The sequence below is a fragment of the Azospirillum griseum genome (assembly GCF_003966125.1).
GTDB lineage: Bacteria > Pseudomonadota > Alphaproteobacteria > Azospirillales > Azospirillaceae > Azospirillum > Azospirillum griseum.
The window spans coordinates 14,394-32,750 of the sequence record NZ_RXMA01000040.1; the positions used below are offsets into that span (position 1 = coordinate 14,394).

The following is an 18,357-nucleotide window of genomic DNA, read 5'->3' on the forward strand; positions in this document are numbered from 1 at the left end:
CCATGGACATCGTTTCCCTGGACATTCCCGACGTGAAGATCATCCGCCCGAAGAAGTTCGGCGATCATCGCGGCTTCTTCTCGGAGACTTACAACAAGAAGGCGTTTGCGGCCGCCGGGATCGATCTTGATTTCGTGCAGGACAATCAATCGCTGTCGGCCGAGGTCGGCACCGTGCGCGGTCTGCATTTCCAGTTGCCTCCGTTTGCCCAGGACAAGCTGCTGCGGGTGGTGCGCGGGGCCATTCTGGATGTGGCGGTGGACATTCGCCGCAACTCCCCCACCTATGGCCAGCACGTCACGGCGGTCATCAGCGCCGCCGAGTGGAACCAGATCCTGGTTCCGATCGGCTTCGCCCACGGTTTCTGCACGCTGGAGCCGGACACCGAGGTCATTTATAAGGTCACAAACTATTACTCGCCGGAGCACGACCGGGGGTTGTTGTGGAATGACCCCGCTCTGGGCATCGACTGGCCGGTGAGCGGGGACAAGGCCCGCCTGTCGGACAAGGATCACAAGCACCCGCCCCTCGCTGAGCTTGGCGACTGCTTCTAACCGCGCTATGGAATAGGGTGGCCCGTCTCAGGCGAGGCGGGCCGCCTTTCGTTTTCCTGGGATGGTTGGGCAAGGTGGTTCAATGACGCGCATCCTCGTCACCGGCGGTGCCGGTTTCATCGGCTCGGCGGTGGTCCGCCAACTTCTTGCCGAGACCGACTCCGTTGTCATCAATGTCGACAAGCTGACCTACGCGGCCAACCTGTCGTCCCTGCCGGGGGCGGCTGAACATCCCCGCTACGTTTTTGAACGGGTGGACATCTGCGACGCGGTCGAACTGCGCCGGGTGTTCGACACCCACCAGCCCGACGCGGTGATGCATCTGGCCGCCGAATCCCATGTGGACCGTTCGATCGACGGGCCGGGCGAATTCATCCAGACCAACGTTGTTGGCACCTTCCGTCTGCTGGAGGCCGCGCGCCGCTACTGGTCGGAGTTGCCGACGGAGCGGAAAGAGACCTTCCGGTTCCACCACATTTCCACCGATGAGGTGTTCGGCACGCTGGGCGACGATGGGTTCTTCACCGAAACCACCGCCTACAGCCCGAACTCCCCCTATTCGGCCAGCAAGGCGTCGAGCGACCATCTGGTGCGCGCGTGGCATGAGACCTACGGGCTGCCGGTCGTGTTGACCAATTGCTCCAACAATTACGGCCCCTATCATTTTCCGGAAAAGCTGATCCCGCTGATGATCCTGAAGGGGCTGGCGGGCGAAAAACTGCCGGTTTACGGCAAGGGCGACAATGTCCGTGACTGGCTGTATGTCGAGGATCATGCCCGCGCGCTTCGGCTGGTCCTGGAAAAAGGCCGGATCGGGGAGAGCTACAACATCGGCGGCCACAACGAACGCACCAACCTGGAGGTCGTCCGCGCCATCTGCGCGCTGCTGGACGAACTGGCTCCGGCGGGCGCGCCGCATGACCGGTTGATCTCCTTCGTCACCGACCGTCCCGGCCATGACAAGCGTTACGCCATCGACGCGGGCAAGATCGAACGCGAACTGGGGTGGACGCCGCAGGAAAGCTTCGAAACCGGGCTGCGCAAGACGGTGGCCTGGTATCTGGAAAACCGCGAATGGTGGCAGGCCATCCTGAACGGCTCCTATCAAGGCGAGCGGCTGGGCCTGACGGAAGGAGCGACGGCGTGAAGGTTCTCGTTCTCGGCAGCAACGGCCAGCTTGGCTTCGAACTGATGCGGGCCAATTGGGCACCCGGCACCGACGTGGTGGGGCTGCCCTATCCCGATTTCGATGTGACCCGACCGGGCGATGTGGACAAGGCGGTGGCCGACCACGCCCCCGATCTGCTGGTCAATGCCACCGCGCACACCGCCGTGGACAAGGCCGAGAGCGAGGTCGATCTGTCCTTTGCCGTGAACCGTGACGGCCCCGGTTTGATGGCGGCGGCCTGCGCGGCGCGCGGCATCCCGTTCATCCATGTCTCGACGGATTACGTGTTCGACGGGACGAAGGATGGTGTTTACACCGAAGACGATCCGATCAACCCGTTGGGCGTCTATGGTGCCAGCAAGGCGGCGGGCGAGGAGGCGGTGCGCTCAACCCTTGCGCACCATGTGATCCTGCGCACCTCCTGGGTTTACAGCGCCTACGGGAACAATTTCGTCAAGACGATGCTGCGCTTCGGCAAAGAGCGGGACGAGATGCGGGTGGTCGCCGATCAGCACGGTTCCCCCACGGCCGCCGCCGATCTGGCCGCCGCGATCACCCACATCGCCGGGACCATCGCAACAGCCGGGGCCGCCGCCTGGGGCACCTACCACCTAACCGGAACCGGCTACACCACCTGGCATGGTTTCGCGGAGCAAATCTTCCAACGCCTGGAAGAGCGCACCGGCAAGCGCCCGCGCCTGACCGCCATCGGCACGGCGGATTACCCGACCCCCGCCCGCCGCCCGGCCAATTCGCGGCTGGATTGCGGCCGCGCCCGTGACCGGCTGGGTGTCGCCTGCCCCCCTTGGCCGGACAGCCTGGACCGTGTTCTGGACGAACTGTTCACCAACCCGCCGCAGGCGTAAGGGGCTTCAGGACCATGAAGGGCATCATTCTGGCCGGAGGTTCCGGCACCCGCCTCTACCCGGTGACTCGGGCGATCAGCAAGCAGCTGCTGCCGATCTACGACAAGCCGATGATCTATTTTCCCCTCAGCACGCTGATGCTGGCGGGGATCCGGGACATCCTGGTCATCACCACCCCACACGACCAGCCCCTGTTCCAGACGGTGCTGGGCGATGGATCGCAGTGGGGTCTGAATTTGACCTACGCCATCCAACCGTCGCCCGACGGGCTGGCGCAGGCTTTCATCATCGGGCGGGAATTCGTCGGCAACGATCCCTGCGCGCTGGTTCTGGGCGACAACATCTTCTACGGCCACGGGCTGACCAGCCTGCTGCGCGCGGCGGGCGAAAAGACCGATGGGGCCAGCGTCTTCGCCTACGCCGTGCGCGATCCCGAGCGCTATGGTGTGGTGGAGTTCGACGCCCAGGGCCGCGCCCTGAGCATCGAGGAAAAGCCGGTCCAACCCCGCTCCAAATGGGCCGTCACCGGCCTCTATTTCTACGACAACGACGTGCTGGACATCGCGGCGGCGGTGAAGCCGTCGGAGCGCGGCGAGCTGGAGATCACCTCGGTCAACGCCGCTTATCTGGAGTTGGGCAAGCTGTCGGTCGAACAGATGGGCCGTGGTTATGGCTGGTTCGACACCGGCACCCACGACAGCCTGCTGGAGGCGGCGGAGTTCGTCCGCACCATCCAACACCGTCAGGGCTTGCAGATTTCCTGCCCGGAGGAGATCGCCTACACCGCCGGTTGGATCGACGCCGAACAGGTGCGGCGTCTGGCCGAACCGCTGAAGAAAAACGAGTATGGCCGCTATCTGCTGGGGTTGCTGGGATAGGCCCTTCAGCCTCGACGACGGAACAGGATCATCATTGCCGTGCAGCCTCTGAAAAACCGAAAGCGTGTGCTTGTGACCGGTGGGGCCGGTTTTCTGGGGTCTCATCTGTGCGAACGGCTGTTGGCGGCCGGGAATGATGTCCTCTGCGTCGACAATTTCTTCACCGGCAGCCGCGACAACGTGTTGCGGCTGCTGTCCGACCCGCATTTCGAGCTGATGCGCCACGACGTGACGTTTCCGCTCTATGTCGAGGTGGACGAGATCTACAACCTTGCCTGTCCCGCCTCCCCGATCCATTACCAGCACGACCCGGTGCAAACCACCAAGACCAGCGTGCACGGGGCCATCAACATGCTGGGGCTGGCCAAGCGCGTCGGTGCCCGCATCCTGCAGGCATCGACCTCCGAGGTTTACGGCGATCCGGCGGTTCATCCCCAACCGGAGGACTATTGGGGCAACGTGAACCCGGTCGGTCCGCGCGCCTGCTACGACGAAGGCAAGCGCTGCGCCGAGACCCTGTTTTTCGACTATCATCGCCAGCACGCGCTGTCGATCAAGGTCATCCGCATCTTCAACACCTATGGCCCGCGCATGCACCCCAACGATGGTCGGGTGGTGTCGAACTTCATCATCCAGGCGATGAAGGGCGAGCCGATCACCGTCTACGGCGACGGGCAGCAGACGCGCTCCTTCTGTTACGTCGATGATCTGATCGAAGGGTTCCTGCGTTTCATGGACACCCCGGCGGCGATCACCGGCCCCCTCAACCTCGGCAATCCCGGCGAGTTCACCATGCTGGAACTGGCGGAGACGGTGATCCGCCTGACCGGTTCCACCTCGCGCATCGAACACCACCCCTTGCCGCAGGACGATCCCAAACAGCGCCGTCCCGACATCACCAAAGCCCGCGCTTTGCTGGATTGGGAACCCACGGTCCCGCTGGAAGAGGGCTTGGACCGCACCATCGCCTATTTCCGCAACCGATTCTTCACCTGACGCGGCTTTTCGGGGCGTGCGGCTCCAGCCCCGCCGCCTGTTCGGTCATCAGGCGCTCCTCCCAGGCGATCGCCGAGGCGACGATTCCCTCAAGATCGGCATGACGCGGCGTCCACCCCAACACCCGCCCGATCCGTGCGGCACTGGCCACCAGGGCGGGGGGATCGCCAGCCCGGCGGGGGGCCACCCGCGTCGGCAGAGACCGGCCGCTCACCCGCTCCACCATCGCCAGCACCTCGCGCACCGAATGGCCGCGCCCATACCCGCAATTCAGGATCTGCGAGTCCCCGCCCCGTTCCAGATGGGCCAGGGCGGCGATGTGCGCCTCGGCAAGATCGCTGACATGCAGATAATCCCGAACACAGGTGCCGTCCGGGGTGTCGTAATCGTCGCCGAAGATGTTCAACTCCCGCCGCTGGCCGGTGATGGTCTGGGCGGCGATCTTGATCAGATGCGTGGCCTCCCGCGATCGTTGCCCGGAACGCCCCTGCGGGTCAGCGCCGGCGACGTTGAAGTAGCGCAGGGCAACGTAACGCAGACCATGGGCGGCGGCGGCGTCGCGCAGCATCCACTCGGTCATCAGCTTTGACACGCCGTAGGGGTTGATCGGCTGGGTCGGCGCGTCCTCGCCGATTGGCTGCCGGTCGGGCATGCCATAGACGGAGGCGGAGGAAGAAAAGATGAACCGACCGATTCTGGCCCGCGCGCAGGCTTCGATCAAGGCGAGGCTGTTCACCGTGTTGTTGCGGTAATAGGCGAGCGGCTGCTCCACCGATTCCGACACGACGATGCTGCCCGCGAAATGCATGACCGTGCCAACGCCGTAGCGGGCGAAAAGGTCGATCACCCTCTCCTGGTCGCCAACATCGCCCTCGATCAGCGGCACCCCGGCGGGGACCGCGCTTCGATGGCCGACGGACAGATCGTCCAGAACGACGACGGATCGGCCCTGATCGCGCAGCGCCAGCACGGCGTGAGACCCGATGTAACCGGCCCCACCCGTCACCAGCACCGCATCGCGTGCAGCCGAAACGGGGTGAGTGGTCATCGGGGCGCCTTCTTCACACAACATCGCAACACTCCGGTCGGGCGTCGCGCCCGCTCCGCCGCGCACCCGAACAGCCCCTCGGCATCGGCGCAAGGGCTTTCTGCATGGACCGCCGATAGGGAAACAGGGTGGTGGGGTTATGGTTCACGGATGCTTTCGTCCAACACGCGCACAATGGGATAGAGGAAATAGGACAGTATGGACCGGCTGCCCACCCGAATCTCGACCGTCGCGGCCATTCCCGGTGTGATCCGGGTGTCTTCCGGCACCGCGTCGAGGCGGGTGGTGAGCAACCGCACCCGGGTGCGGAAGACCGTCCCCCCGGATGGGGAGCGGTTTCCCTCCGCGCCGCTGCCGTCCGTCGCCGTGCCGCTGGTGGTTGCACCGGTGGCGAAGGCATCGGCGCTGATGGTGCGCACGGTTCCCGACAGGGTGCCGTGCCGTTGGAAGGGAAAGGCGTCCAGCTTGACCCGCACCGTGTCGCCGACCCGCACCAGCCCGATGTCGCGTGACGGAATCTCCGCCTCGACCTCCAGCGGCACGTCGGCGGGCACCAGCGTTATCAGGGGTTCGGCCTCGCGGATCACGGACCCGACGGAGCGCCGCGCCACCTCCAACACCACCGCGTCCAGCGGGGCGGTCAGCGTGACCAGAGCGCGCCGCCGTTCGGCTTTGGCCACCTGCTCGGTCAGCGTCGCCCTCTGGCGATTCAACTCCACCAGCTCTTCCGCCGTCTTGCGTCGCCATTCGTCCATGAAGGCGGCGCGGTCCGCCTGGGTTCCAGACAGTTCGTGCCGGTTTTCGCGCTCGTGATCCATCAGGGTTGCCAACTCGTCGCGCAAACGCAGGCTCTCGTTGCGCGCCTCCAGCCACATCAGGCGTGAGCCGGTCTGACGTTCCTGAAGCTGACGGCGGATCGCCTCCATCTCTCCGACCAGATCCAGCCGTTCGGCAAGCCCGGTCTGCGCCCGCCGGTTCGACCGCAACGCCGCCTCCAGCCGGTTGACCTTTTCGTCGAAGCTGGCCAGCCGGGCACCATATTCCGCGCGCCGCCGGTCCAGGATGGCGGCTTGGAGCGCGGCATCGGGCATGGTCGTGGCCAGGGGGTAAGCGGTCCCATCCAATTCCGCACGCAGACGGGCCACCTGTGCGTCCAGGCTGCTCAGCCGGGCGCTGAGATCGGCGAGATCCGCCGCCACGAAGGTGGGATCGAGCGTCGCCAACCGGTCGCCGACCCGAACGCGGTCGCCGACCCGCACCGTCACCTCCCGCACCACCGCCGTTTCCAGCGGTTGGACCACCACCAACGGGGCTGTCGTCACCAACCGCCCCCCCGCCGCCACGATGCGGTCCACATGCGCCAACCCGGCCCACGCCACCAGCGCGACCAGAAGAGCAAGCAGGGCATACAGCGTGGCGCGCGCCAGCCAGGGCAGGGGGGCGTGTTCGACCGACGCGCCATCGGGCAGATAGGACAGGGCAAAAGCGGGGGGCAGGGGCGGTTGCGGCGGCGGTCCCCCCGTTGCCGAAGCTTTGGGATCCGGTTGGCCAGCCGAGGAGGGGACGCCCGTCATCGCGGCTCAATGCCCCCGGTTCTGCTGTTGCCACAGATGCCGGTATTCCCCACAGCGGGCGAGCAGAACCGGGTGGGGGGCCTGGTCGATCAGGTGGCCCTGCTCCAGCACGGCGATGGTGTCGCAGCCGGTCAGGGTGGTCAGCCGATGGGTGACGATCAGCACCGTGCGGCCTTGGGCGATGCGGCGCAGACCGGTCATGACAACCGCCTCGCTGTCGGGATCGAGCGCGCTGGTCGCCTCGTCCAGGATCAGGACACGCGGTTGCGGCAACAGGGCGCGGGCGATGGCGATGCGCTGTTTCTGGCCCCCCGACAGATTGCTCGCCCCTTCCTCCACCAGGGTGTCGTAGCCGTCGGGCAGAGCGCGGATGAAGTCGTCGGCCCCCGCCAGACGGGCGGCCTCGACCACCGCCTCGCGCGGGGCACCGGGCAGGGTCATCGCGATGTTGTCGCGGATGCTGCCGCGAAACAGGAAATTGTCTTGCAACACCACACCGATGGAGCGGCGCAGATGGGTCAGATCAAGCTCCCGGATGTCCAGCCCATCGTAGCGGATGGCCCCCTCCTGGGGGGGGTAGACCCCCTGCAGCAGGCGCATCAGCGTGCTTTTCCCCGATCCGCTGCGTCCGACCAGCCCGACCACCGACCCCGCCGCAATGTCCAGCGTGACGCCCGCAAGCGCAGGGGGGCGGTGGTGGTCGTACCGGAAGCCAACCCCGTCGACCGTGATGCGACCGGAAAGAGGGGGGCAGGCTCCGGCCCCCTCGCGCCGGGATTCAGCCGGATGGTTCATCACCTCGCCCAGCATGCGCACCGACAGGGCGGTTTCCTGATACTGGTGCACCAGCGCAACCAGTTGGGCCAACGGCGTCACCACCCGACCCGCCAGCATCTGGAAGGCGATGAGCGCGCCGACGGTCATCTGGTGGTCGAAGACGTCGAGCGCCCCAACCGCGACCACCGCCACCATCATCGCCTTTTCCAGAAACTCGGTCAGGCTGCGGGCAACGATGGCGATCCGCCCAACCCGATAATGGTTTGTCACCGCATGCGCGGCCCGGCTGTCCCACTGACGGCGTTGCAAAGCCTCCAGGGCGGAGGATTTCACGGTGCGCATGCCGTGGATGGTTTCCACCAACATCGCCTGCCGGTCGGCGTCGGCGGCGTACAGATCCCGCAGGCGGTTCCGATAGAGCGGCACGAGGGCCATCATCACCACGGTGATCAGAAAGCCGAACAGCAACACCAACAGCGTCAATTTGGGCGAATAGACGGCCAGAACCGGCAGGAAGACCAGCAGCATCAGGCTGTCCAGTGCGGTGGACAGCAGGGTGCCGGTCAGAAACTCCCGGATCCGCTCCACCTGCTGCATGTGGCGCACGGTGATGCCCGCCGGGCGCGCGTCAAAAAAGGTGATGGGCAGGTCCAGCAAATGGCCGAAGGTTCGGTTCAAAAGCCGGATGTCGATCCGGTTGGCGGCGGCCAACAGGATGAACTGGCGCAGGAAGCGGAAGACCGTCTCGAACAGCAGCCCGCCCAGGACACCGATGGTCAGCACCTGCAAGGTGGCGACCGTTTCGTGCACCAGCACCTTGTCGATCACGATCTGGAAATAGACCGGCACGGCCAGGGCCAAGGCGTGCAACGCCAGGGCCGCGACCAGCACATCGCGAAAGGCCCCCTTCTGGCGCAGCACCTCCGGCAGGAACCAGCGAAGCCCAAAGGGCTGTTGCGGGTCGGACAGGCGGCGGCGCGGCTTCAGAAAAATCAGCTCGCCGTTCCACCGCTCCAGAAAGCGGTCGCGCGGCACATCGATCACATCCAACCGGTCGGCCAGCGGATCGACGATCCCCACCATCGCTCCGGCGTCAGCGCCCGATGGTGGCGACAGGCCGACCAGGATCACGCTGTTGCCGTTGGTCAGCCGCGCCAGCACCGGAAAGACCGGCGGCAGGGCGCAAAGCCCGCGCCAGTCCAAGCGGCGGGCGGATGCCTTGAAGCCCATGGCGGTGGCGATCCGCAGCGCATCGGCGGTCGACGGCTCGTCATCACCGGGAGCCAGACGGTCACGCAAGGCGGTCGGCGAGGCGGCCAGACCATGGTGACGCGCCACCAGAGCCAGGCAGCGCAAGGCGGTTCCCTCCTCCGGACCGCGTGTGTGGTCGGAACCGGCCCCGATCATCTGCGCTCAATCAAAATTCGGCGAACGGGGTGGGGACGGTTGCGGCGTCTCCATGCGGGCGGGGGAAGGGGGCGTGGCATGGGGGGCGTGACGCGGTGGCACGGGCGACGCGGTCTCGGTGGGATGACGGGGGGCGGGATGGCTGGGGGCGGGATGGCCGGGTCCGCCAAGAACGCCCGCCTCCTCCAGCCGCCGGCGCATGCCCTCCAGCGCGTCGAGGCTGGCCAGGAAACCCGGCAGGCTCATCACCACCCGCTGGCGGATGGTGGGCAGGGGGTGCCCGCCCGCGTCCTTGCGAACCGCCGACAGGCTGTAAAGGTCGATGCGCACCATGCCGTTGCCGAAACCGACATCGAACACGCCGTCGGCGTACAGTTCGGGCAGGCGGTCGTCGGCGGGTGGGTCGATGGTCATGGTGGCTCCAGCGGTGGGAGGGAAGCCTCAGCTCCGCCCGTAGACGTCCTCCAAGCGGACGATGTCATCCTCGCCCAGATAAGACCCTGACTGCACCTCGATGATGGTCAGAGGCACCTTGCCCGGATTTTCCAACCGGTGGACCGTTCCGATCGGAATGTAGATCGATTGGTTTTCGTACACCATCACCTCCTCCTCGCCGCGCGTGACCAGGGCGGTCCCGTTGACCACCACCCAATGTTCGGCGCGGTGATGGTGCTTTTGCAGCGACAGGCGCGAGCCGGGGGAGATGGTCAGGCTCTTCACCTGGAAGCGGTCGCCGGTGTGGAGCGACTGGTAGGAACCCCAGGGGCGGTGGACACGGCGATGGGTGGAGGATTCGCTGCGGCCATCGGCCTTCAACCGGTCGACGATGCGCTTGACGTCCTGGGTCCGGTTGCGGTCGGCCACCAGCACGGCGTCGTCCACGACCACGACCACCGCGTTTTCGATTCCGACCAGGGCGGTCAGGTGGCTGTCGCTGCGGACGTAGCAGTCGCGGGCACCCTCCAGCAGCACGTCGCCAACGGTGACGTTGCCGTCGGTGTCCTTGGTCCCGACATCCCACAGCGCCGACCAGGCACCGACATCGGTCCAACCGATCTCGCAGGGGACAACGGCGGCACGGGCCGTGCGCTCCATAACCGCATAGTCGATGGAGATGCTGGGCGCACGGGCGAAAGCCGCCGGATCCAGACGGAAGAAGTCGAGATCGCGTGATCCGCCGTCCAACGCCTCGCGGCACGCGGCCAGCACCTCTGGAACATGTTCGGCCAACTCGGCGAGCAAACGCCCGACGGGAAACAGGAACATGCCGCTGTTCCAGGCGTAGGTCGCCGCCGCGACATAGCCTTGCGCCACCTCCAGGGACGGCTTTTCGACAAAGGCGTCGACATCGAAAGCCCCATCGACGTCGGCCATCGGTTGGCCGCGCCGGATGTACCCATAGCCGGTTTCCGGTCGGGTCGGGGTGATGCCGAAGGTGACAAGCCGGTCGCTGGCGGCCGCCTGCACCGCGACCGCGACCGCCCGATGGAAGGCGGCGGTGTCGCGAACCTCGTGGTCGGCGGGCAGCACCAGCAGCAGCGCGTCGGGGTCCTCAACCGCAAGGGCGGCGAGCGCGCAGGCGGCGGCGGTGTTGCGACCGGTTGGTTCCAGGATGATGCCGCGCGGCGCGCAACGCGACTGGCGAAGCTGTTCGGCGGCGAGGAAGCGGTGCTCCTGGTTGCAGATGACCAGCGGCGCGGTGAAGGTCAGACCATTGACGGCGGTTCCAACCCGCAAGGCGGTGTCTTGCAACAGGCTGCGGTCGGAGCACAGCGGCAGGAACTGTTTTGGGTAGAGTTCGCGAGACAGCGGCCACAGGCGCGATCCCGTACCGCCGGACAACAGCACCGGAACGATGGTCTGCACGGAATTGCCGGTCATCGGGTCGCCCTATGGTGGAGATGCATGGCAGGGCGCGCCGACGCCCTTGGACTGCGCCGTTATAGACCGGCGTTCCAACCCGCGACAAGCGCCACGGGCCGCCCCATCAGTTCGGGGCGCCTTCCGTTGATTCAGAAAGCAAATGGAGACGCATGGCATCCACGCGCACCGTCGCGTTTCCCAAATGGACAAGACGGAACTCCACCCCGCCATCCGGTCTGTAGACAAGATTCGGGACATGGAAGGTGACGACGGCTCCATCGGGCAGCGAGGTTGCCGTCAGCCCGCCCGACAGCAGAACCTTGTCGTCGTCCTGGACAATTTCCATACCCAAGACCGGCTTGTGTGGGTTCTGTGTGTTCCAAACCTGCCCCGTTACCACCAGACGATAGGTGCCGCTTGGCAAAGAAATATGCTTTCCTTTCAAGACATAACCGGGAATTGCGTCAAAAGAAACAACAAAACCTTCGCCTTCATCCAGAGAATCGACAAGGACAGTTTGATTTATTTTCTGCAATATATTCAGGCCATCGCCTTCCATATTGATTTTTTCATTGCGCTGCGTGACAAGATGGTTCCCGAGAAGCGGATTTGAGCGCTTTGATTGTTTTAGGATTGGCCACAGGGCGTGGCGCAGCGTGTTCAACTCCTCAAGCGTTTCAGCGGTCGGGGATCCCGGCGTTGTCTCCTCTACGGTCACACCCAACGCGTGCAGCCGGTTGGCGAAGTCCGCAAGGCCATCCGCATGGCCTTGAAAGGCCTCATGTTCGTCCAGCCCCCATGACGCCAGAAGCTCCGTGGTCTGCCCGGCCAAGGCACCACCGCCGTTGGGGAAGCGGTGAAACAGAACATGCCCGGCCCGCTCCATGTCGGACAGGCGAAGGGCGTTTTCCAGAAAATCGGCGGGCAAGATGGAGTCAGCCGGATGCTCACTCAATGGCAGAACGCCAGCGATCAGGACAGACACCTTGCCGCGTGAGGCAAGAAGACCCGCGTTCAGGCCACGACCAACATGTGGAATGATGTCTGTTTGACAACACGCAATGACATGATCGGCGTCACGGGCTGCGAGTTCATGAATTTCATCATACAAATCAACGATAATTCGTTCGTATGAAGAGCGATCGATGGTTTGACGGGCCAGGGCGGCGCGTAGGATCGAACAATCCCGTTGGGCGCGGTCAACCAGCACCACCGACAAAACCGGGGTTGTGTCCGAAGGGGAAATCCGCACGGATTTTGGGCCTCGCCAACCATTCCGGCTGAGTTGCTGGCAACGATGATAGGGGCTGCTCAGACGGGCGCGGTACCCTTCGGCATCAATCATTGAGAGTCCAATCCGCGCAGCGTTCAACGACGGCTGCGATGGCAACGGACCCTCATTCTGTTCTGCCATGAGTCGGATCAGGACATCCTGCGCTTCAACCGCCACCAAACTGCGGTTGCTCAGCCCGGTCAGAAGGGTGATCGCCGCCTTCCGTTCTTGCGGTCCGGTCAGGATTGCCAGCCGTTTGGCCAGATCCAGTTGATAGAACGGGAAGTTCGGGTCAAGCCGCACAGCTTCGCAGGCATAATCCAGCCCGAACGCGCCGTTTCCGCTTGTGCGCGCCAGATAATGGTAAAGCGAGGCGCGGATCAGCCGGATCAGTGTGGCGCGTGAGTCATCGGAAGGCTCATGAGCCTCCGAGAATGCGGCCACCACATGATCCAGATACCCACGATAGTTGAAAAACCGCTCAAACAAATCATAGGGGAGGACATCATCCTCCGGCGCGATGATCCATTCGGTTTCCGGAACGGCCAGGGCCGCTTCGATGTCCCGCATCGCCGTGGCCGCATCGGTCGCGGTGCCAAAATGAAGCCGTGCCCGCAGATCATTGAAGCGGAGAACCAGATCGTGGGGGCGGAGCGTCGTCCAACGGGCCTGAAGAGCAAACAGCTCATCGCGCAGGATCGCGATGGGTGATTCGGGCGGAATCGGATCCGATCCGGGAACCGGATCATGCTCGCGCACCGCCATCAGGCGTGTGGCCAGACCGATCAGCCTTTCGCGTGCCAGATCATTGGCAATCCGCCCTGCGGCTTGCCCGTTGTTGTCCGGCGTTTGTGCAAGCCTCTGCTGGAAATGGGCGATGTTGGCGGTTTCCAACGCTTCCGCTGCTTTTTCCAACCCGCCACCGGGTTGCCATCCTTTCCAGAAGATGACGCGCTTTTGCGCGCGGTCAGCCGGTGACGGTGCCGACGCGCGGCGTGAAGAGCGTGGCCGTGTGGCCAAGACCGCGCACAGACGCAGATAGTGCGACGCCACCACATCCGGTGCCAGTGCTTGGCGCAACCGTGGCACCGCACGCCAGGCGCGCGCCTCATGATGGTCATAGTGTGCCAGGACATGACGGATCGTTTGGGCCAGCCCATCGGGAGAGGCGGAATAACTCACCAATCCATGATCGGATCCGGCGTACAAGGGCAGAACGCTGCCTTCTTGCACCAATGTGACGCACCCCATGCAGGCGGCTTCGATGCCGCGTGTCACCATGCCACCGGGGCGTCTGTAATACGACACCGACAGCCGACTGCGGGACAGCAGGTCATAATAGGTTTCGTTGGGAATGAATCCGTTGAAACCCGCCACCTTCACGTCAGGAAGGCCGAGAATCTGGTGAAGGAGAGTGGCCTTGTCAGGATGCCAGGGAGAAAACAAGGTCCCGGAAATGAAGATATCAATGTCACGCTCTCGCCGTCGCGGTCTTGGCAACTGGATCGGGTGGGCAAAGGTTTTGGGGATGGTGGTGACAGGAACCGTCACCAGCGGGCTGACGCCCGCATGTTCCGTGTGATCGGTGACAATGATTTCGTCGAACATGCGCAACCAAGGCAGCACAGCCTGGATGTGCATGTCGTAATCAGCGGTCTGCCCCAGAAGCGGGCAAGGAAGCGTGTCGAGGTCGGGTGGTATCTGGTGCCATTCCACCATCTCGCACAGCGCAAAATCAGGTGGTTCCTGCCCCTGCCAAAGACGATGCGCAGAGGCATAGGGCGTGTTGGGGCGATCCGTGCTGGTGTAACCAACATTGGTCAGATCAAACTTTCCATCCAGGGCACCGCCAGCCAGAAGCACATGCGGGCCAGAGGAGGGGGAGGGCAGCAGGGACAACACCGCGATCTGCGGCTTGCGCAGCAGCGCCAGCAGAGACCGTGCGTGCGCCTGCCAGGGGGAAGAGATGCCCGCCACCCTGGACAGCAAGGCAACCGCCCCGCTCTCATCGCCAGCGATCCACAACGCGGCGGCTTCGTGAAAACGGGGAGCTTGGCCATCAAATCGGCGCAGGCCATCGATCGCGTCGTCGGTTCGACCAATCAGACCCAGGGCGGCGTGGTGTTCCCAGAGGTCACCGCAGTCCAGCGCGATCAGTTCGGTGTAATTTCCTGATGTGAACAGGTGCCGGGCAACGTCATTTCGTGGTGTTGTTCCAGCCATGCGAGAGTCCGGTAAATTCCAATCAGGGTGGCAGCATCCTCAATCTCTGATGTTTCAGCCATATTTTTCAATGTCTTTTGACCAAACAGGGTCACGCGGCCAAGGCCAATTTCGATTTCGCCGGACGGGTTGCCGTCCGGTTGCGCGCTTTCGGTGGTGGGTTGGCAATGCCGCGCCAGGAACAACAGGCCGCGCGCTGCCATGGTGGCCCCCTCCGGCATGAAGGAGCCGAGGGGTATCAGATTGTCCGGTTTGCAGACCAGCCCGGTTTCTTCGGTCAACTCACGCAGGGCGGCATCTGTTGGCGTTTCCCCTTGATCAACAAAGCCTTTTACAATCTCCCAGCTGCGCTGTTCGATGGGATGGCGATGGTTGTGCAGCAGGGCAAAGCGCCCTCCCGTCTCCCCAAGCACAGCAACGCCTGTGACCATGTTTGCGTCGGAATGCACCGGCACAAGCACAAGATAGCCATCGACGGTGGTGCCGTCGCCCCGCAAGTCATCGGCGTACACGCGCCATTTGCTGTTTGTGTAGAGGAGGCGGCGGGCGGTGCGGATCGGAGTCATGGTCCGAACCTTTGACGTCAGTCGGCACCAACCTCGTAACTCGGTTCGTAAACGATGATCTTGCTCCCGCCATAATCGATGCCGAACTTGACCGTGATCAAACGGTTCAGTCGCTCGATCAGACGGGCGCGCATTTCCGGTTTGACGAAGAACACCATGAAACCACCACCGCCAGCCCCCAGAAGCTTGCCGCCCGTGGCCCCCGCCGCCCGTGCTTCGGTGTAGATCTCGTCCACCAACGGATTGCTGACGCTGCTGGCAAGCTGACGTTTGAGCTGCCAAGCCTCGTGCATCAACTCACCCAGCCGGTAGGCCGGTTCACGCTCGTTGCTGAGCAGAGCCACACCATCGTCCACCATCGCGCGGATGCCCATCAACTGGCGTTCGCGCTGTTCCAGGTTGTCGATTTTCTCTTTGGCGACTTCCGAGGCGATGCGTGACAGCCCGGTGAAAACCAGCAGCATCGAGGACAGAAGCTCGGTGCGGCGTTCCGGGCTGATGATCAGGGGGGTGACGGCAAAGCCGCCATCGGTGTGAAGATCAATCCGGTTCAACCCGCCATAGGCCGCCCAGATCTGATCCTGACAACCGACATTCTCACTGATCACCTGCTGTTCGATGCGGATCGCCTCGTTGGCAAGATCGTGCTTGCTGATCATTTCACCGCGCATCGCGTAGAGCGCGTTCAGCAGGCCGACCGTGAACGACGAACTGGAACCAAGACCGGAGCGCGCCGGCAAATCGGCGTCGTGATGGACCTCAAGTCCTCGCGACACGTTCATCTCGGAGAAGACGGCGCGGACGGCCGGATGCTCAATATCGCCAATGGTTTTGGCCAACTCGATCCGCGAATAGGCGATCCGGTATGTGTGCTCGAAGAAGGGGGGCAAGCTCCGGACACTGAGGTAGCAGTATTTATCGATCGACAGCCCGAACACAGCCCCGCCATGGTGTCTCACCCAGGTCGGGTAATCGGTGCCCCCGCCGAACAGGGAGATGCGGAAAGGGGTGCGGCTGATGATCACAGACAGTTTTCCTTCTTGGCAACAATGGCCACTTTTCAAAAGCGGCCATAAATCATTTTCTGATAATATCCATTTTTTCTATTCGGCAGCCAGCTCTTTATTGTCTTCCAACAAGGCACGGGCCAAGGAATATTTGGTCATCTGCTCAATGTGCTCGCGGGTTTCCCAGCCGAAACGTTGCGCTACCATGTCCAGATAACGTTTGTTGGTGAAATATTCGGTGAATGCCTCGTCGCGGAAACGCAAAACCTCGGCAGCCGAAATTTTTTCCGTGGGAAGCGGGGTGCAATCGTAGCTGTGCTGTGAGTAACCGCTCCACCGTTCCGGCAAGGCCCATTCCTTTTCCACCGCCATCGCGTAGAGCGGAGAACCGGGATAGGCCATGGCGGAATAGAAGTTTCCGAACTCGCAATTCAGCTCCTTGGCCAACTCCAGCGTTGCCCGCATGCTGTCCAGATCATCGTCGGGCAGGCCGAAAATGTAATTGCCAATGACATGAATGCCCGCCGCCTGGATCGACTGCACCACGACGCGGATGTCATCCTGGGTAAAGGATTTGGAGGCCCCGTCGCGCACATGCTCACTGCCGGACTCGATGCCCAGAGCCAGCCAGCGGAAACCGGCCTTGCGCAGTTTCTCCAGCATGTGCGGCTTGACCGTGTCGACACGGGCGTAGGCCCAGATGTTCAGATCATAGTTGCGCTCGATCAGCCGGTCGCAGATGGCCAACACATGACGTTCGTTCAGCACGAACATCTCATCAATGAACTTGTAGGTTTTGACGCCGTATTCGTTGTAGAGCAGGTCGATTTCAGCGACAACCGCATCGGGTGAACGCATGCGGTAACGATTGACCCCGAATGGCGCGTTGATGCAGCAGAAGCTGCATTTGTAAGGGCAACCCAGCGACGTGTAGATCGAGGCGTATGGCTGCCGCGCTCCAAGATCACCAAAACATTGCCAGTTGTGCGCTCTGTACTTTTCCATTGGCAGCAGGTCCCACACGTTGCCATGCAGATCCTGGTCCAAATCCCGGATCAAGGCCGGTGAGAGGTTGCTGCGAATGACCGTCTCGTCGGAGGTGCCGTTGACGGTTTCGGCGCGATAGACCAGCCCTTCGACCTTTTCCAGGGGTGGGACGTCTTCCTTCAGGGCGTCGAGCAACTGGGCAACGGTCACGGGGCCTTCGCTGTTGCAGGCGAAATCGACGGCTTCCTCGCGCAGGGTCCGTTCCGGCAGCGCAGCGACATGGCCGCCGATGATGATGATCGGTTGGTCGGGGGCGTGCGCCTTGATGGCGCGGCACGTCACCCCGGCCCCGACCATTTGCTGCGTGGAGGCTGACGGTTGATGACCAAACACCACCATGGCGACCAGACGCGGCGACAACTCGGCAACGCGCGCCGCGACCTGATCGGCGGTCAGGTGATCGGCCTCTGCATCAATGATGTGGATGGAGTGACCACGATCGCGAACATATCCCCCAATCAGGCGACACCAGAGCGGTGGCTCAATGGCCGTCAACGTCGATCCCAAGGTTTGGTAGATTTGCGCCCGTTCACCGGGGTTGACGAGGACGAGATCGACATTCGCGTTCATGGGATTGTCGCCAGACTCGGAGCAGTGAGGAATGTGCTGTGCACCATAGGCGAGAGGCAAGAAACGGTCTATAAAAAATACATTGTCTCTCACGGCAATATTGAATGAGAAGCCCAAAACGGGGGGTGACGTATAGGGAGCGCTGCTTTGATTGCGACGTATTATTAACAAAATCTGTGAAATAAATTGTGTATAATGGAGGCAGGACTATTTGTCGCCAGCGATATATCTTGAGTGATCTCAAGAGATTTTAAGAATTCTTATGAGTGGATGAAGTGACAGCGGTCTCCATCCAATGATGGACGTGGCTGTTTCTTTGATAATTAATTAAAAATTATAACTCGGATCATGATCAGAGAGCTATGCGGGAATCTGGGTGATGACGGTTTGAAGAGGGCGGCGTATCGAGGTGGGCGACGAAACCTGCCAGAACCTCCACGAGGGAGCGATGTCCCATGACCTTGGCGCATAAATCAGCGAGAGATTGGCTGGTGCAGTGCAGCGGGGTAGGAAGGTGGCCCCGCTGAAGCCGAGACCACG

The 18,357-nt window shown here is 63.0% G+C and carries 14 protein-coding genes; 5 read left to right on the forward strand and 9 right to left on the reverse strand.

From position 1 onward, the window contains the following. Positions 1-2 precede the first annotated feature (2 nt). The 5 genes from rfbC (at position 3) to EJ903_RS24000 (ending at position 4,462) form a co-directional block, all read left to right on the forward strand. Positions 3-554, forward strand: coding sequence for a dTDP-4-dehydrorhamnose 3,5-epimerase (gene rfbC, locus EJ903_RS23980; protein ID WP_126620248.1), 552 nt, complete (start codon positions 3-5; stop codon positions 552-554). An 82-nt stretch (positions 555-636) separates the two neighbouring features. Continuing rightward, positions 637-1,701 (forward strand): dTDP-glucose 4,6-dehydratase, encoded by a 1,065-nt coding sequence (gene rfbB, locus EJ903_RS23985; protein ID WP_126620250.1) that lies wholly within the window; start codon positions 637-639, stop codon positions 1,699-1,701. Then, positions 1,698-2,588 carry a dTDP-4-dehydrorhamnose reductase gene (gene rfbD / locus EJ903_RS23990; RefSeq protein WP_126620252.1) on the forward strand — a complete coding sequence of 297 codons (891 nt, stop codon included), beginning with the start codon at positions 1,698-1,700 and terminating at the stop codon, positions 2,586-2,588. Before rfbB ends, rfbD begins: the two co-directional genes overlap by 4 nt. Before the next feature lie 14 nt (positions 2,589-2,602). Next, positions 2,603-3,466, forward strand: a complete 864-nt coding sequence (rfbA, locus tag EJ903_RS23995; RefSeq protein ID WP_126620254.1) for a glucose-1-phosphate thymidylyltransferase RfbA — start codon at positions 2,603-2,605, stop codon at positions 3,464-3,466. A 48-nt stretch (positions 3,467-3,514) separates the two neighbouring features. Beyond that, positions 3,515-4,462: a UDP-glucuronic acid decarboxylase family protein gene (locus tag EJ903_RS24000; protein ID WP_126620274.1), complete on the forward strand. Its 948-nt coding sequence runs from the start codon at positions 3,515-3,517 to the stop codon at positions 4,460-4,462. On the opposite strand, the gene galE is transcribed toward EJ903_RS24000, so the two are convergent. From galE to EJ903_RS24045, 9 genes are all read right to left on the reverse strand, one after another. Continuing rightward, positions 4,455-5,510, reverse strand: coding sequence for a UDP-glucose 4-epimerase GalE (gene galE, locus EJ903_RS24005; RefSeq protein ID WP_126620256.1), 1,056 nt, complete (start codon positions 5,508-5,510; stop codon positions 4,455-4,457). The genes EJ903_RS24000 and galE overlap by 8 nt on opposite strands. A 137-nt stretch (positions 5,511-5,647) precedes the next feature. Beyond that, a complete protein-coding gene (locus EJ903_RS24010) occupies positions 5,648-7,084 on the reverse strand; it encodes an HlyD family type I secretion periplasmic adaptor subunit (RefSeq protein WP_126620258.1) in 1,437 nt (478 codons plus the stop codon). A 6-nt stretch (positions 7,085-7,090) separates the two neighbouring features. After that, the gene (locus EJ903_RS24015) at positions 7,091-9,268 is read right to left on the reverse strand and encodes a peptidase domain-containing ABC transporter (RefSeq protein ID WP_126620260.1); all 2,178 of its coding nucleotides are present in this window, start codon (positions 9,266-9,268) and stop codon (positions 7,091-7,093) included. Positions 9,269-9,274: 6 nt separating this feature from the next. Next, positions 9,275-9,682, reverse strand: coding sequence for a hypothetical protein (locus EJ903_RS27810; protein WP_246015912.1), 408 nt, complete (start codon positions 9,680-9,682; stop codon positions 9,275-9,277). A 27-nt stretch (positions 9,683-9,709) separates the two neighbouring features. Continuing rightward, positions 9,710-11,149, reverse strand: a complete 1,440-nt coding sequence (locus EJ903_RS24025; RefSeq protein ID WP_126620262.1) for a mannose-1-phosphate guanylyltransferase/mannose-6-phosphate isomerase — start codon at positions 11,147-11,149, stop codon at positions 9,710-9,712. Between the two features lie 106 nt (positions 11,150-11,255). Further along, entirely contained in the window at positions 11,256-14,627 is a 3,372-nt protein-coding gene (locus EJ903_RS24030) for a glycosyltransferase family protein (RefSeq protein WP_126620264.1), read from the reverse strand. Beyond that, positions 14,558-15,193 (reverse strand): NUDIX hydrolase, encoded by a 636-nt coding sequence (locus EJ903_RS24035; RefSeq protein ID WP_126620266.1) that lies wholly within the window; start codon positions 15,191-15,193, stop codon positions 14,558-14,560. The genes EJ903_RS24030 and EJ903_RS24035 overlap by 70 nt, the downstream gene beginning before the upstream one ends. Positions 15,194-15,210: 17 nt before the next feature. Then, positions 15,211-16,218 (reverse strand): GHMP family kinase ATP-binding protein, encoded by a 1,008-nt coding sequence (locus EJ903_RS24040; RefSeq protein ID WP_126620268.1) that lies wholly within the window; start codon positions 16,216-16,218, stop codon positions 15,211-15,213. Between the two features lie 78 nt (positions 16,219-16,296). Continuing rightward, positions 16,297-17,817: a B12-binding domain-containing radical SAM protein gene (locus EJ903_RS24045; RefSeq protein ID WP_126620270.1), complete on the reverse strand. Its 1,521-nt coding sequence runs from the start codon at positions 17,815-17,817 to the stop codon at positions 16,297-16,299. Positions 17,818-18,357 lie beyond the last annotated feature (540 nt).